The sequence below is a fragment of the Sulfitobacter aestuarii genome (genome assembly GCF_042685005.1).
Lineage (GTDB): Bacteria > Pseudomonadota > Alphaproteobacteria > Rhodobacterales > Rhodobacteraceae > Sulfitobacter > Sulfitobacter aestuarii.
In genome coordinates, this window is the sequence record NZ_JBHUMP010000010.1 from 14,290 (window position 1) to 28,527 (window position 14,238).

A 14,238-nucleotide genomic window follows, 5' to 3' on the forward strand; every position below is an offset into this window, starting at 1 on the left:
CATACAGCCTTGGAGGATGTCCGCCCTAACATATTGGAGATTACAATGGCCGGAGAGATTCCCGATCTTGAAGCCGAGGTCCGGACGGGGACAGGCAAGGGCGCCGCTCGTCAAGCACGCCGCGATGGCAAGACCCCTGGTATCGTTTTCGGTGGCGACAAGGAGCCGCTGCCGATCAACCTGGATTTCAACACCCTGCTGACGCGCCTGCGGGCTGGTCGCTTCAAATCGACCCTGTTCAACCTCAAGGTCGAAGGCCATGAAGACGTCCGCGTGATCTGCCGCGACGTGCAGCGCCACGTGGTGAAGGACCTGCCGACCCATGTCGACCTGATGCGCCTGAAGCGCACCACCAAGGTCAACCTGTTCATCCACGTCGAAGTGGAAGGCGAAGAGGTATCCCCGGGCCTGAAGAAGGGCGGCGTGCTGACCCTGATCCGCCCCGAAGTCGAACTGGTCGTGACCGCGGCGGACATTCCCCAGAGCATCACCATCGACGTGTCGGAAATGCAGATCGGCGACAACCTGACGATCTCCTCGGTCAAGCTGCCGGAAGGCGCCAAGCCGACGATCGACCGCGACTTCGTGATCGCGCAGATCTCCGCCCCCTCCGGCTTGGCTTCTCAGTCGGACGACGAGGAAGAGGAAGATACCGCGGCGGACGAAGTGCCGACCACCGAAATGGGTCCGCCCGACGGCGAATGATCGACAAGCCCGCCATTCCGGCGCTTGTTCACGGGGTCGCATCTGCGGCCCCGTATTTCGTTCACAGTCCGGGCTTGCTATGCTCGCGCCCCAGAAGCAGGAGTATGCCATGAAACTGATCGTCGGCCTCGGCAACCCGGGTGCCAAATATGCCCGGAACCGCCATAATATCGGCTTCATGGCCCTCGACCGGATCGCCTCGGATCACGGTTTTACTCCTTGGAAGGGCAAGCATCTCGGCGCGATCAGCGAAGGGCGTTTCGGCGCCGCCCGCGCGCTCCTGCTGAAGCCCGAGACCTTCATGAACAATTCCGGCCAGTCGGTGCAGGCGGCGATGCAGTTCCACAAGCTCGAACCCGCCGATGTGATCGTGCTCCACGACGAGATCGACCTCGCGCCCGGCAAGGTCAAATGCAAGACCGGCGGCGGCCATGCCGGGCATAACGGCCTGCGCTCGATCCATGCCCATATCGGCCCGGATTATGACCGGGTGCGCCTCGGCGTCGGCCATCCCGGCCATAAAGACGCGGTGCCGGGCTACGTGCTGCGCGACTTCGCCAAGGCGGATGCCGACTGGCTCGACGATGTACTGCGCGGCATCAGCGACGGCGCGCCCTACCTCGCCGAAGGCGATACGGGGCGTTTCATGAACGCCGTGGCCCTGCGCGTCGCCCCGCCCCGTTCCGGTACTGGCAACGGCAACCGTACTGGCATCGCGTCGTCCAAGCAGCCCGCCAGGACACCGCCGCCGCCCCCGGCAGACAGCGAGGAGCCCGACAATCGTTCCGCCCTGCAGAAGCTCGCGGACCGGTTCCGCTAGGCCCGACCGGCATTTTGCTTCCGCGGACAGGAGACCTATACTTACCCCGTGGCCCGCGTGCGCCCGGCCGAACCAATGAGGTAGACATGGAACCAGACGCCCCGATCAACGTGCTGAACGGCCCGCTGCAGATCTGCGGTCTCGATCCGGTGACCGGTTTCTTCCGCGACGGCCATTGCAACACCTGCGCCGCCGATCAGGGCAGCCACACCGTCTGCGCCATCATGACCGCAGAATTCCTCGCCTATTCGAAATATGTCGGCAACGACCTCAGCACCCCGCGCCCAGAGCTGCAGTTCGACGGGCTGAAACCCGGCGATTCCTGGTGCCTCTGCGCAGGCCGTTTCCTGCAGGCGGCCGACGAAGACTGCGCGCCGCGTGTCGATCTCGCCGCCACCCACCGCCGCGCCCTGGCCATCATCCCGCTGGAAACGCTGATAGCCCATGCCCATGACGGCGGAGAGGATTCGCGGAGCGACCAGGGGCGCTGAGTGGGTACTTTTCTTTATGCCCTGAAAACTCCGGGGGCGTGGGGGCCGGCCCCCACTCCACCCCCTGCCCCGCACACGCGTCCGCCGGTCAGCCGAATTCGCCCATTTCAAAACCCAGCGCCTTGGCGACGGTGAAGATATCCTTGTCGCCGCGCCCGCACATGTTCATGCAGATGATGTGATCCCTGGGCAGCTCCGGGGCGATCTTCATCACATGGGCCAGCGCATGGCTCGGCTCCAGTGCCGGGATGATACCCTCGAGCTTGCAGGAAAGCTGGAACGCCTCCAGCGCCTCGACATCGGTGATCGCGACATATTTGGCGCGGCCGATCTCGTGCAGCCAGGCATGTTCCGGTCCGATGCCCGGATAATCGAGCCCCGCCGAGATCGAGAAGCCTTCGAGGATCTGCCCGTCGTCATCCTGCAGCAGATAGGTCCGGTTGCCATGCAGCACGCCGGGCCGCCCGCCGGTCAGCGAGGCGCAATGTTCCATCTTGGCGTTGACGCCCTTGCCCCCGGCCTCGACGCCGATGATGTTGACGTCCTTGTCATCGAGGAAGGGGAAGAACAATCCCATGGCATTCGATCCACCGCCGATCGCCGCGATCACCGTATCGGGCAGCCGCCCCTCTGCGGCATTCATCTGCTCGCGCACTTCCTTGCCGATGATGCTCTGGAAATCGCGCACCATCGCCGGATAGGGATGCGGCCCGGCCACCGTGCCGATGCAATAGAACGTGTCGCGCACATTGGTCACCCAGTCGCGCAGCGCATCGTTCATCGCGTCCTTCAGCGTGCCGCGCCCGGAGGTCACCGGGATCACCTCGGCCCCGAGCAGCCGCATGCGGAAGACGTTGGGCGCCTGGCGCTCGACATCATGCGCGCCCATGTAAACCACGCATTGCAGCCCGAACTTGGCACAGACCGTCGCGGTGGCGACGCCGTGCTGGCCCGCGCCGGTCTCGGCGATGATGCGCTTCTTGCCCATGCGCCGGGCCAGGATGATCTGCCCGAGCACGTTGTTGATCTTGTGCGCGCCGGTATGGTTGAGCTCGTCGCGCTTCATATAGACCTTGGCCCCGCCGAGATGCTCGGTCAGCCGCTCGGCGAAGTAGAGCGGGCTGGGGCGGCCGACGTAATGGGTCCAGAGATCCTCCATCTCCGCCCAGAAACTGTCGTCGGTCTTGGCCTTCTCGTATTCCTCCTGCAGCTCCAGGATCAGCGGCATCAGCGTTTCGGACACGAAACGCCCGCCGAAATCGCCGAAACGGCCGTTCTCGTCGGGTCCGGTCATAAAGCTGTTGAATAACTCGTTGGCCATGAGGCTCTCCTGATCTGCGCCTGTCTTCCCTATCGCCCCGTCCGCGCCGGGACAAGTATTCCCCGCGGGGAACCGGAGATTCCGGCCTTCCCCGCGGCGCTGCATTCGGTCAATCGAAGATCTTCAGCAATTCGCGCGCCAGACGGTCCTGGATCTCGTCCTTCAGAATGTCCTCGAGCGAGCGTTCCGGTACTGGCTGCGGCTGCGGCACCGGCTGCGGCTGCTGTGGCGCGGCGGGTTCGGCGGGCAGGGGCGCCTCCAGCGCCTCGGCGGGTGCCTCGACCGGTTCGCCCATCTGCTCGCGCAATGCGTCTTCCAGCTCGCGGCGCGCCTTCTCGGCCCGGCGTTTCTTCTGCTCGGACAGGTTCAGATCGAGCGCCCCCTTCACATCGGGGCGAATCTTCGGGTCCGCCCAGGGCCCGGCGATCCGCACCGGGATCGCCAGGCCGCGCCCCGAATTGACCCGCAGCGCCCGGGGGATCACCGTGTAGTCGATCTCCCGCGCGCCCAGCCCGATCTCGCCCCGCCCTGTGGCATTGAGATTCGGCAGGGTCAGCAAGAGGTCATCGTTGCGCAACACCCCGTTCTCGATGGCAAAGCTCCCGGCCAGCGAGTCGAACACCGTGCTGCCGCCCTTCACATCGACCGAGCCGAGCAGCGCGTCGAGGTCGATCCCCTTTATGGTCCCGCGCCCGGCCTCGAAGGAGCCCGATCCGCTGAGCGAATTCATGATCGCCTCGACGTTCTGTCCCGAGCCGAGGAAGGACAGACGCGCATCGCCGCTGCCGCTGAACCGCGTCACCCCGAAAAGCGCTTCGAGCAGCGGGTTCATCTCCACCCCGCGCGCCCGCAGATCCCCGCCGACCGACAATCCGCGGCGGTTGTTCATCACGAATTCACCAGTCAGCGACCCGCCATAGGCCGCCACCTCCTGCAGATCGAAGACCATCCGCGCCCGCTCGTTGCGCAGCGCCACCTTGGTTGCGCCTAATTCGAGCGCGCCGAGGCGGATGCTCTCGGCCTGCAATTCGATATCCCCGTCAAAGGCGGCCAGCAGGGCAGCGTCGATATCCTCGCGCGGCCAGCCCTCGCTGCGCTGTTCATCGGTAGCGGCTTCGCCACCCCGCGACGGCGCTGTCGCGAGAGCGGAGAAATCCAGCGCCCCGGCCTGCAGCTTCGCCGCGATCTTCGGCGTCGCTCCGAAACTGCTGTCGAACGTACCGCGCAGCACGTTGCCGCCGATATCCGCCACCAGATCGCGCAGGGCCAGATCGCCGTCATCGGTCAATGTCATCTGCGCCTTGATATCTCCCGTCCGGCCGAGCCAGGGCGGCAAGGTACCCGGCGCGGCTCCGAGCCCGGTGGCGAAAGCCTGCAGATCGTCGGCTTCAAACGCCAGGTTCCCCGCCAGCGCGCCCTGCAACGTCGCCCGCCCGCCGAGCGACAGCGCGCCCCCTGGTCCCGTCAGCCGCGCTTCCAGCCGTTCCAGCTTGCCGTCAAGGAACGAGGCGAAATTTTCCACATCCACGTCCAGCGTCACCGGCGACCCGGCCGGACGCAGCGCGGCGGTGAGCGTCGCCGGTCCCTGCGGCTCGGGCCAGTCCATGGCCAGATCGACCCCGTCGATCCGCATCGCCGCCTCGCCCTCCCGCGCATAGACCAGCGTCGCGTTGGTGAGCTGCAGCCGCTCGATGCTCAGCGCTCGGCCGCCCTGCCCGGTCTCGCTGCCCCCGGCCGCGGTGTCGCCCGCGCCCTCGATGAACCGCCAATTAGCACGCCCGTCCTTGCGCTGTTCGAGCCGCAGCGTCGGGCTCAGCGCCTCGATATGGGTTATGCGGATTTCCCCGCCCAGCAGCGCCAGCGCATCGAGCCCGATCTCGGTCCGCGCGCTCGACAGCATCGCGCCCTCCCCGGCCCAATCGGCATCGGCGATCTCCAGCCCCCCGGCACTGAGCCCCAGTACCGGAAAGAGGCTCAGCTCGACATCCCCGGAAAGACTCACCTCGCGGCCCGTGGCTTCGCCGAGACGTGCGACGGCGAGCCGCGCGATACGCTCGGAGGGCACCAGCAGCAGCGCCACCAGCGCCAGCACCGGGATCAGCAACAAGCCGCCGACGATCCACTTGATCCATTTCATTCCCGTACTCCTGCCCCTCTGCTCGGCTCTTTCCCAGCGCCCCGGCTTGCCGTATAGCGCAGTCCATGAGCACAAACCCACCCGATCTGCGCCCCGACCTCGCCCCGCAGGCGAAATTCAGCAACCCTGCCCGCCCCGGCCAGCCGAGCATCGGCATGGTCTCGCTCGGCTGCCCCAAGGCGCTGGTGGACAGCGAACGCATCCTGACCCGGCTCAGGGCCGAAGGCTATGGCGTTTCGCCGGATTATCAAGGTGCCGATGCGGTGATCGTCAATACCTGCGGGTTTCTTGACAGCGCCAAGGCCGAAAGCCTCGATGCGATCGGCGAGGCGCTGAAGGAGAACGGCAAGGTGATCGTCACCGGCTGTCTCGGCGCCGAGCCCGATTACATCCGCGAGCATCACCCAAAGATCCTCGCGGTGACCGGCCCGCATCAATACGAACAGGTGCTCGATGCAGTGCATGAGGTAGTGCCGCCGAGCCCCGATCCCTTCATCGACCTGCTGCCCGCCTCGGGCGTCTCGCTGACCCCGCGCCATTACAGCTATCTGAAGATAGCCGAGGGCTGCAATCACAAGTGCAAGTTCTGCATCATCCCCGACATGCGCGGACGGTTGCAAAGCCGCCCGGCCCATGCGGTGCTGCGCGAGGCCGAGAAGCTGGTGAGCAGCGGCGTCAGGGAGCTCTTGGTGATCAGCCAGGACACCTCGGCCTATGGCGTGGACATCAAACATGCCGAGGATCGCGGCCATCGTGCCCATATCACCGATCTGGCCCGCGATCTCGGATCGCTTGGCGCTTGGGTGCGGTTGCATTACATCTACCCCTATCCGCATGTGCGCCAGATGATCCCGCTGATGGCCGATCCGGCAAGCGGCCTGTTGCCCTATCTCGACATTCCGTTCCAGCATGCGCATCCCGATGTACTCAAACGCATGGCCCGCCCCGCGGCGGCCGCGCGCACGCTCGACGAGATTGCGGCCTGGCGCGACATCTGCCCGGACCTGACCCTGCGCTCGACCTTCATCGTCGGCTATCCCGGCGAGACCGAGGCCGAGTTCCAGACCCTGCTCGACTGGCTTGATGAGGCGCAGCTCGACCGGGTCGGCTGTTTTCAATATGAGAACGTCGCCGGGGCGCGCTCCAACGCGCTGCCCGATCATGTCGCCCCGGAGGTCAAGCAGGAACGCTGGGAACGGTTCATGGAAAAGGCGCAGGCCATTTCCGAGGCCAAGTTGGCGGCCAAGGTCGGGCAGGTGATCGAGGTCATCGTCGATGAAATCGACGATCAGGCCGCGACCTGCCGCACAAAGGCCGATGCGCCGGAGATCGACGGTAACCTGTTCATCGACGAGGATTTCGAAGACCTCTCGGTCGGTGATATCCTGCCGGTCGAGGTCGAGGAAGCAGGCGAATACGATCTTTGGGGGCGGCTGGCCTAGGGCGCACCCGGCGGCTGAGGCCACGCGAGACACCGCTCGCGAACGGCGCGCGGCACGCCGACCCTTGATTTGTTCCACTTATGTTCTAGATTTATCTCAGAGCAGCAGGAGGAATATATCATGTCCTACCAACCGCAGTTTCCCGGCATCTTCAGCCCCGCAGAGGGTGCCGCCCCGGTCACCGCGACGCCGCCGCGACCGGCCACCGATAAGCAATTGCATTACGCCCGGGCCCTGGCCCGTAAATCCGGCGCGGCGCTCCCCGATGCGCTGACCGAGGACCGGGCCGCCCTGTCGCGCTGGATCGAAGCACATAAGGCGCCGGAGGGACCGTTTTCGGCCTATCCCTCGGCCAAACAGGTTGCTTTCGCCGAACGTATCGCAAGGATCAAACGACGCGCGATCCCGCAGGAATGTTTTCGGGACAAGGTGATGATGTCGCGGTGGATTGACGGGAACAAGCCGTGAAGATGGGTGGGGGTATTTAGCGTCTGGGGCATTTTGAGGTTGGGGTTTGATGGGTGGGATCACCCATCCCACAACGTCGGAATGGGCAAAGTCATCGTTTCCGAGCCCGTAGGATGGGCGCTCGCACCCATCACCCGCAAAATCACTCCATCAACCCCCACAGCGCTGACGCCAAGTCACCCCTGTCGCCTGCCGCCACCGTGCTATCTTGAACTCATGGCCTATCCGACCTCGCCCGCCGAAACCCTCGCCGATGCAGCGGTGCATCTCATCGGGCTCGCCTTCGCGATCCCGGCGGCGCTGGTCCTGCTCACCATGGCGGCGGACCTGTCGCTGCCGGTCCTGCCGACGGCGCTCTATGCCGCCTGCATGGTCTTCGCCTTCGCCGCTTCGGCGATCTATCACCTGCTGCCCTTCGAGAGGATCCGTCCCGCGCTCGGACGGGTCGATCACGCCGCGATCTATTTCAAGATCGCCGGCACCTATACGCCGCTGGTCATGCTGATCGGCACCGGATTTGCCTATGCCATCCTCGGCGTCGTCTGGGCGCTGGCGGCCTGCGGGGCGCTGGCCAAGCTGTGGTTCTGGCGTACCGATGCGCGCGGCTCTCTCGCGCTCTATCTCGGCATGGGCTGGCTCAGCGTGCTGCTGGTCTATCCGATGTGGCAGAACCTGCCGGGCGCCGCGCTGGCGCTGATCGCCCTTGGCGGTGCGCTCTACTCGCTGGGCACGATCGTCTATGCGCGCGACGGGATGCGCTATCAGAACGCGATCTGGCATGTCTTCGTGCTGCTCGCCTCGGTGCTGTTCTTCGCCGCGATCCACCTCAGCCTTTCCGCGCATGGGCTACAGGTGCCGGGCCTCTGACCCAAGCGCCCTGCTCCGCTCAGATCGCGTCGAGATAATCGCGCACGCAGCTCTGGACATGGCGGAACCTGTCGCCGCCCAGATGCTTGCCGCCGAACCAGCGGGTGACGATCACGAGATGATCCTGCAGCGCCTCGCGCTCCAGCATACGGATGATCACCATCCCGGCGCCGGCCTCCCCGTCGTCACCCTTCAGTGGTCCGCTGTCCGACAGCAGCGCCGCCCAGGTGTTGTGGGTCGCCTTGGCGTAGGATTTGTCGCGTTTGAGCGCCTTCAACGCGGCGTCGATCTCGGCCCGGCTGGCGACCGGGCAACCGGAGACCGCGTATTTCGATCCCCGGTCGTTGAGCACGATCCCGAGTCGCCTGAGCTCTCGCAGCGGCGCCACCGGGTCAGAGCCCGGCCATGGTCCGGCGCACCGTGTCGAGCCGCTGGGCATTGGGCGGATGGGTGCCGAGGAAACGGTCGCCCGGATCGGGAATGCGCGCGAAGAACTCGGCGCCGCGCAAAGGATTGTAACCGGCGCGCGCGGTGATGATCGTGCCCAGACCATCCGCCTCGAGCTCGAAATTCTTCGAATAGCTGCGCGCGCCCACCTGTGCGCCGAGCCGCTGCGCGCTCTCCACGGCGGAATTGTTGCCCCCCGTCAGGGCCGCCAGACCGCCGAAGATCACCGCGCCCGCCACCGCGTTCTGCTGCTGGCGGCCGATGTGTCCGGCGATATGATGCGCCGCCTCGTGGCCCATGACGAAGGCCAGTTCGTCGGCATTGCGCGCATCCGAGATCAGCCCCAGCGTGAAGGCGATCACCGGGCGTCCGGCCTTGTCCAGCGTCTGATAGGCATTGGCGGGCTGGCCGGGCCGGTCATCGACGACGATGTTGAAATCGCAGTTCACCCCGCGGGTGCGGGCCCGGCATTCACGCTCGGCCACCGGTTCCACGGTGCGCACGACCTGGGCAAAGGTCCGCGCCGCCTGCGCGGTGGACATGCTTCCGGGGCGGTCCGACGCGCTCGCCACCGGGGCGGGCGCGCGCGGCGCCGGGCCGGGCGCGGGCCCGACCGGGCCGGAATAGGTAGTCACTTCACAGGCACTCAACAGCACCATCGCGGCAATCGCGCCGGCGGCTTTCATCATCATCGGCAAGGTCCTCTCGACGTGCAGTTCACGTAGGCAATTTCCGGGGCTTCGTCCCGGCCTCCTGTCACAAACTCTGTTCTCTCACGGGCATGCGTCACCTTTCACCGTTGCGGGCGGTTTATCAACCTCTTGCGACGTGCACCTCCGCCTTGTTCTAGCATGGCCGTTGCACGGGACCACCCCCGCCGCGCGGACTTTCAGACGACCACTTGCAATGATCCGCCGAAAGCATAATGTGAGATCATGTTTACCATCGAGCACGAATTCGACGCCACGATCATCACCCTGATCGACGAGGGCGATGCCCCGCAACGCGAGGATGTCACCGTGCAGGCCTTCGAGAGCGAGATCACCGTCGAGCAATGGGATCCGCGCACCGACAAGGTAAACAGGATTTCCTTCTCGCCAGAACAGCTACGCGATCTGGCGGCGGCACTGAACCTGCCGGAAGGCACCTACCGCAGCGCTCCCTGACCCCCCAGGAACTTTTTCAGACAGGACAGCAGATGGCCACCGGCACGCATATCAAGACCTATTTCAACGGCCGGTGGCATGACGGCGACGTCTCCGTCATCAACGCCGCCGATCATGGCGCCTGGCTCGGCACCACCGTGTTCGACGGGGCGCGGCTGTTCGACGGGCTGACCCCGGACCTCGAGGCGCATTGCGCCCGCATCAACCGATCGGCAAAGGCGCTGATGATCACCCCGACGGTGCAAACAACCGACATGATCGAGATGGTGCGCGAAGGGTTAGAGAGCTACCCGCGCGAGGCGGCGGTCTATATCCGGCCGATGTACTGGGCGCTGGAGGGCGACGAGCTCGGCATCGTGCCGCGCGAGAATGCCACCGGCTTCGCGATCTCGCTGGAGCAGATTCCGATGGCCCCGCCCGAGGCCGCCACGACCCTGACCCGCACCCGTTTCCGCCGCCCGGTGCTGGAGGACAACGTGGTCAACGCCAAGGCCGGCTGTCTTTATCCCAACAACGCGCGCATGATGGTCGAGGCGCGGGCCAAGGGCTTCGGCAACGCACTGGTCGCCGATGCGATGGGCAATGTCGCGGAAAGCGCCTCGGCCAATGTCTTCATGGTGCGCGACGGCGAGGTCTTCACCCCGATCCCCAACGGCACCTTCCTCGCCGGGATCACCCGCGCGCGGCATATGCGCAACATGCGCGACGCCGGGATCGCGGTGCATGAGACCGTGCTGGGCTTCGAGGATTTCCACGCGGCCGACGAGGTGTTCCTGTCGGGCAACATGATGAAGGTCACCCCGGTCAGCGCCTTTGACGAGACGCAATACGAGATCACCGCCAATGGCAATCCGATCACCCGTCGGGTGCGCGAGATGTATTGGGACTGGGCCGCCTCGGAACGCGCCTGAGCCTCGGCGCGGCCGCCATGCGGCTGCGATAATGTCACGCTGCCGCAGCACGCGGGATCAGGCGCAGAACGCAATTGCATGAAAGCGCCCCCCGCGCCATGATCGCGCTGCCCGGGAGGGCGCCGAACGGAGATCAAGATGCGTAAATTTCTGGTGGTTCTCGATGACAGCAGCGAATGTCTCAACGCGATGCGCTTTGCCGCGCTGCGTGCCGCCCATACCGGCGGCGGAGTGACCGTGCTGTCGGTCATCCCACCCGATGAATTCAACCACTGGATCGGCGTCGGCGAGGTGATGCGCGAGGAAGCCCGCGAGCGGATCGAGGTGCATTTCGAGGTCTTCGCCAAATGGATGCGCGACAAGCAGGGCGTCGATCCCGAGCTGGTGATCCGCGAAGGCGAACCGGCCGACGAGATCCTCCAGCAGCTCACCGACGATCCCGAGATCGGGGTTCTGGTGCTCGGCGCGAGTTCGGACAAGAAGAAGGGACCGGGACCGCTGGTCACGCAATTGTCGCGCAATGCCGGCTTGCTGGCAGTGCCGATCACCATCGTGCCCGGCCATCTCAGCAAGGAACGGCTCGAAGCGATCACCTGAACCGCACCGCGGTTTCTGGCGGCCGCAAGACGGGCGGCGACGGGGGAGGCAGCAAGGTGGCCACAGTTTAGAATCATTCCAATCCTTGACTTGCCGCCGCCGCGCCCGCATATCTGGAGCACCCCTACCGAGGAAGCTGCCATGTTCATCCAGACCGAATCCACCCCCAACCCCGCGACGCTGAAGTTCCTGCCCGGACAGACCGTGCTGGAGATGGGCACGGCCGATTTCCCGAATGCAGACTCCGCCAGCGCCTCGCCGCTCGCCACCCGCCTCTATGCGGTCGATGGCGTGACAGGCGTGTTCTTCGGCACCGATTTCGTCACCGTGACCAAGGCCGATGCGGTCGAATGGGACCATATCAAACCGGCCCTGCTCGGCGCCATCATGGAGCATTTCCAATCCGGCCAACCGGTGATGGCGAGCGGCCACGAGGCCGCCTCGGGCCATGCCGCCCACGAGGGTGCCGACAGCGAGATCGTCAACCAGATCAAGGAATTGCTCGACAGCCGGGTGCGCCCGGCCGTGGCCCAGGACGGCGGCGACATCACCTTCCACGGTTTCGAGCGTGGCGTGGTCTATCTGCACATGCAGGGCGCCTGCGCGGGTTGCCCCTCCTCGACCCTGACGCTGAAGATGGGCATCGAGAACCTGCTGCGCCATTATATTCCCGAAGTCACCGAGGTGCGTCCGGTTGCCTGACGCGCCGCTGGTCCTTGGCTTTGACACATCGGCCGCGCATTGCGCGGCCGCTTTGCTGTCGGGTGACGAAATCATCGCCAGCGCCGAGGAACCGATGGCCCGCGGCCAGGCCGAACGGCTGCTGGTGCTCTGCGAAGAACTGCTGGCCAGCGCCGCTGTCAGCTATGACCGGCTCGACGCGCTCGGCGTCGGCACTGGGCCGGGCAATTTCACCGGCATCCGCATCGCGGTTTCGGCGGCGCGCGGTCTGGCGCTCGGGCTCGGCATCCCGGCGGTCGGCATCCCGATCTTCGACGCCTTGCGGTTCGGCACCGAGGGGCCCTGCGCCTGTGCCGTCGATGCGCGCCGGGATCAGGTCTATCTGCAGGGTTTCGGCAATTCACATCTTGACGAACCTCGGGTCGTGGCGCTCGACAGCCTGCCTGATTTCGACGGCCCGTTGATCGGTACCGGCGGGCGTGCCCCTGCCCTGCCGCTGGCCGAGGCCATCGCGCGCCTTGCAGCCGACCGCTATCTCGATGCGCCCGAACGTCCGGCACCGCTCTACCTGCGCCCCGCCGATGCCGCCCCGGCGCGCGACGCGCCGCCGGTGATCCTGCCGTGACACCCGCCGACATGGCCGAGCTCCATGCCGCCGCCTTTCTGCAGGAACGCCCCTGGAGCGCCGGGGAATTCGCCGCGCTCGGCGACAGCCCCTTTGTCAGGGTATTTCCCCATCAGCACGGCTTTGCCCTGACCCGGATACTGGCCGGAGAGAGCGAGTTGCTGACCCTCGCCGTGCATCCCGCCCACCAACGCCGCGGCATCGCCCGGATGCTGCTCGCCGACTGGCTCGCTGCGCTCCCGGGACGCGCCGAAACCGCCTTTCTCGAGGTTGCCGCAGACAATGCAGCCGCGATCGGGCTCTACGCATCCTGCGGTTTCGAGACCATCGCCACGCGACGCGGATATTACCGCCGTGTTGGGACCGCAGATGTCGATGCGCTGGTCCTGCACCGTCGGCTTACCTCTGGTCAGCCGGGCCGAACGGACGGAATCCGGCTAGAAAGCGGTTGACGCTAGCGCACCGCTGAGCCCTAAATTGCATCTGATCGCGAGATCACCTGCAAGACCCGGGCAGCGGCAGCAAAAAGCCGCGCCCCAACATTTCAATACCGGGAGAGATCTGATGAATCTAATGAGCAAATTCCTTGGCGCCGCCGCTGCTGTCGCCCTCGGCACGGGTGCCGCCTGGGCCGAGCCGGCGCTGATCTTCGATCTCGGGGGCAAGTTCGACAAGAGCTTCAACGAAGCCGCGTTCAACGGTGCGCAGCGCTGGTCCGAGGAGACCGGCGAGAGCTTCCGCGAAATCGAGCTGCAATCCGAAGCGCAGCGCGAACAGGCCCTGCGCCGCTTCGCCGAATCCGGCGCCAACCCGATCGTGATGACCGGCTTCGCCTTCGGCGACGCGCTCGGCCAGGTCGCGGGCGATTACCCGGATACCGATTTCGTGATCATCGACATGGTTGTCGAAGAGCCCAATGTGCGCTCGGTCGTGTTCAACGAACATGAAGGCTCCTATCTCGTCGGCATGCTGGCCGCGCAGGCCTCTGAAAGCGGCACCGTCGGCTTCATCGGCGGCATGGACATCCCGCTGATCCGCAAATTCGCCTGCGGCTATGCCGAGGGCGTGAAGGCCGTGAACCCCGACGCCAAGGTGATCGCCAACATGACCGGCACCACCCCGGCCGCCTGGAACGACCCGGTGAAGGGGTCCGAGCTGACCAAGGCGCAGATCTCCCAGGGCGCCGACGTGGTCTATGCCGCGGCGGGCGGCACCGGTGTCGGCGTGCTGCAGACCGCCGCGGACGAGGGGATCCTGTCCATCGGCGTGGACAGCAACCAGAACCATCTGCACCCCGGCAAGGTGCTGACCTCGATGACCAAGCGGGTCGATAACGCCGTCTATGACGCGATGTCCGAGGGCACCGGCCTGGAAAAAGGCGTGCAGGTCATGGGCGTGGCCAACGAGGGTGTCGGCTATGCACTCGATGAGCATAACGCCGAGCTGATCACCGAGGAGATGAAGGCCGAGGTCGATGCCGCCGCCGCCAAGATCGCCGATGGATCGCTGCAAGTGCATGATTACATGGCCGATGACAGCTGCCCGGCGCTGAGCTTCTGA

The 14,238-nt window shown here is 65.6% G+C and carries 17 protein-coding genes; 13 read left to right on the forward strand and 4 right to left on the reverse strand.

The window, feature by feature from the left end; translation table 11 throughout:
* Positions 1-45: 45 nt before the first annotated feature.
* From ACFSUD_RS12100 to ACFSUD_RS12110, 3 genes are all read left to right on the forward strand, one after another.
* Entirely contained in the window at positions 46-705 is a 660-nt protein-coding gene (locus tag ACFSUD_RS12100; protein WP_386374766.1) for a 50S ribosomal protein L25/general stress protein Ctc, read from the forward strand.
* 109 nt (positions 706-814) lie between these two features.
* Positions 815-1,525, forward strand: coding sequence for an aminoacyl-tRNA hydrolase (gene pth / locus ACFSUD_RS12105; protein ID WP_386374768.1), 711 nt, complete (start codon positions 815-817; stop codon positions 1,523-1,525).
* 86 nt (positions 1,526-1,611) lie between these two features.
* Positions 1,612-2,016 carry a DUF2237 family protein gene (locus ACFSUD_RS12110; RefSeq protein ID WP_386374770.1) on the forward strand — a complete coding sequence of 135 codons (405 nt, stop codon included), beginning with the start codon at positions 1,612-1,614 and terminating at the stop codon, positions 2,014-2,016.
* A gap of 88 nt (positions 2,017-2,104) precedes the next feature.
* Here ACFSUD_RS12110 and trpB read toward each other — a convergent pair whose 3' ends face one another.
* Positions 2,105-3,337, reverse strand: a complete 1,233-nt coding sequence (gene trpB / locus ACFSUD_RS12115) for a tryptophan synthase subunit beta (protein ID WP_386374772.1) — start codon at positions 3,335-3,337, stop codon at positions 2,105-2,107.
* 109 nt (positions 3,338-3,446) lie between these two features.
* Entirely contained in the window at positions 3,447-5,474 is a 2,028-nt protein-coding gene (locus ACFSUD_RS12120) for an AsmA family protein (RefSeq protein ID WP_386374774.1), read from the reverse strand.
* Positions 5,475-5,539: 65 nt separating this feature from the next.
* Between ACFSUD_RS12120 and rimO the strand changes: the two genes are divergently transcribed.
* The 3 genes from rimO to trhA all read left to right on the forward strand — a co-directional run bounded on the left by rimO (position 5,540) and on the right by trhA (position 8,251).
* Complete coding sequence (rimO, locus tag ACFSUD_RS12125) at positions 5,540-6,916, forward strand: 30S ribosomal protein S12 methylthiotransferase RimO (RefSeq protein ID WP_386374776.1); 1,377 nt, start codon at positions 5,540-5,542, stop codon at positions 6,914-6,916.
* Between the two features lie 120 nt (positions 6,917-7,036).
* Entirely contained in the window at positions 7,037-7,384 is a 348-nt protein-coding gene (locus ACFSUD_RS12130; RefSeq protein ID WP_386374778.1) for a hypothetical protein, read from the forward strand.
* Between the two features lie 216 nt (positions 7,385-7,600).
* A complete protein-coding gene (gene trhA, locus ACFSUD_RS12135) occupies positions 7,601-8,251 on the forward strand; it encodes a PAQR family membrane homeostasis protein TrhA (RefSeq protein WP_386374780.1) in 651 nt (216 codons plus the stop codon).
* A 19-nt stretch (positions 8,252-8,270) separates the two neighbouring features.
* Here the strand turns inward: trhA and ACFSUD_RS12140 are convergent, their stop codons facing one another.
* Both ACFSUD_RS12140 and ACFSUD_RS12145 read right to left on the reverse strand, forming a co-directional pair.
* Positions 8,271-8,639, reverse strand: a complete 369-nt coding sequence (locus ACFSUD_RS12140; protein ID WP_386374782.1) for a YigZ family protein — start codon at positions 8,637-8,639, stop codon at positions 8,271-8,273.
* Positions 8,640-8,643: 4 nt separating this feature from the next.
* A complete protein-coding gene (locus ACFSUD_RS12145; RefSeq protein WP_386374997.1) occupies positions 8,644-9,387 on the reverse strand; it encodes a M48 family metalloprotease in 744 nt (247 codons plus the stop codon).
* 246 nt (positions 9,388-9,633) lie between these two features.
* Here ACFSUD_RS12145 and ACFSUD_RS12150 point away from each other — a divergent pair, with 246 nt between their 5' ends.
* The 7 genes from ACFSUD_RS12150 to ACFSUD_RS12180 all read left to right on the forward strand — a co-directional run bounded on the left by ACFSUD_RS12150 (position 9,634) and on the right by ACFSUD_RS12180 (position 14,238).
* Positions 9,634-9,864, forward strand: coding sequence for a hypothetical protein (locus ACFSUD_RS12150; RefSeq protein WP_386374784.1), 231 nt, complete (start codon positions 9,634-9,636; stop codon positions 9,862-9,864).
* A gap of 32 nt (positions 9,865-9,896) precedes the next feature.
* Positions 9,897-10,775 carry a branched-chain amino acid aminotransferase gene (locus ACFSUD_RS12155; protein WP_386374786.1) on the forward strand — a complete coding sequence of 293 codons (879 nt, stop codon included), beginning with the start codon at positions 9,897-9,899 and terminating at the stop codon, positions 10,773-10,775.
* A 138-nt stretch (positions 10,776-10,913) separates the two neighbouring features.
* Positions 10,914-11,372 carry a universal stress protein gene (locus tag ACFSUD_RS12160; protein WP_386374788.1) on the forward strand — a complete coding sequence of 153 codons (459 nt, stop codon included), beginning with the start codon at positions 10,914-10,916 and terminating at the stop codon, positions 11,370-11,372.
* 141 nt (positions 11,373-11,513) lie between these two features.
* Positions 11,514-12,074 carry a NifU family protein gene (locus ACFSUD_RS12165; RefSeq protein WP_386374790.1) on the forward strand — a complete coding sequence of 187 codons (561 nt, stop codon included), beginning with the start codon at positions 11,514-11,516 and terminating at the stop codon, positions 12,072-12,074.
* Entirely contained in the window at positions 12,067-12,678 is a 612-nt protein-coding gene (gene tsaB, locus ACFSUD_RS12170) for a tRNA (adenosine(37)-N6)-threonylcarbamoyltransferase complex dimerization subunit type 1 TsaB (protein ID WP_386374792.1), read from the forward strand. The genes ACFSUD_RS12165 and tsaB overlap by 8 nt, the downstream gene beginning before the upstream one ends.
* A complete protein-coding gene (locus ACFSUD_RS12175; RefSeq protein ID WP_386374794.1) occupies positions 12,675-13,130 on the forward strand; it encodes a GNAT family N-acetyltransferase in 456 nt (151 codons plus the stop codon). Before tsaB ends, ACFSUD_RS12175 begins: the two co-directional genes overlap by 4 nt.
* A 112-nt stretch (positions 13,131-13,242) precedes the next feature.
* Positions 13,243-14,238, forward strand: coding sequence for a BMP family lipoprotein (locus tag ACFSUD_RS12180; protein WP_386374796.1), 996 nt, complete (start codon positions 13,243-13,245; stop codon positions 14,236-14,238).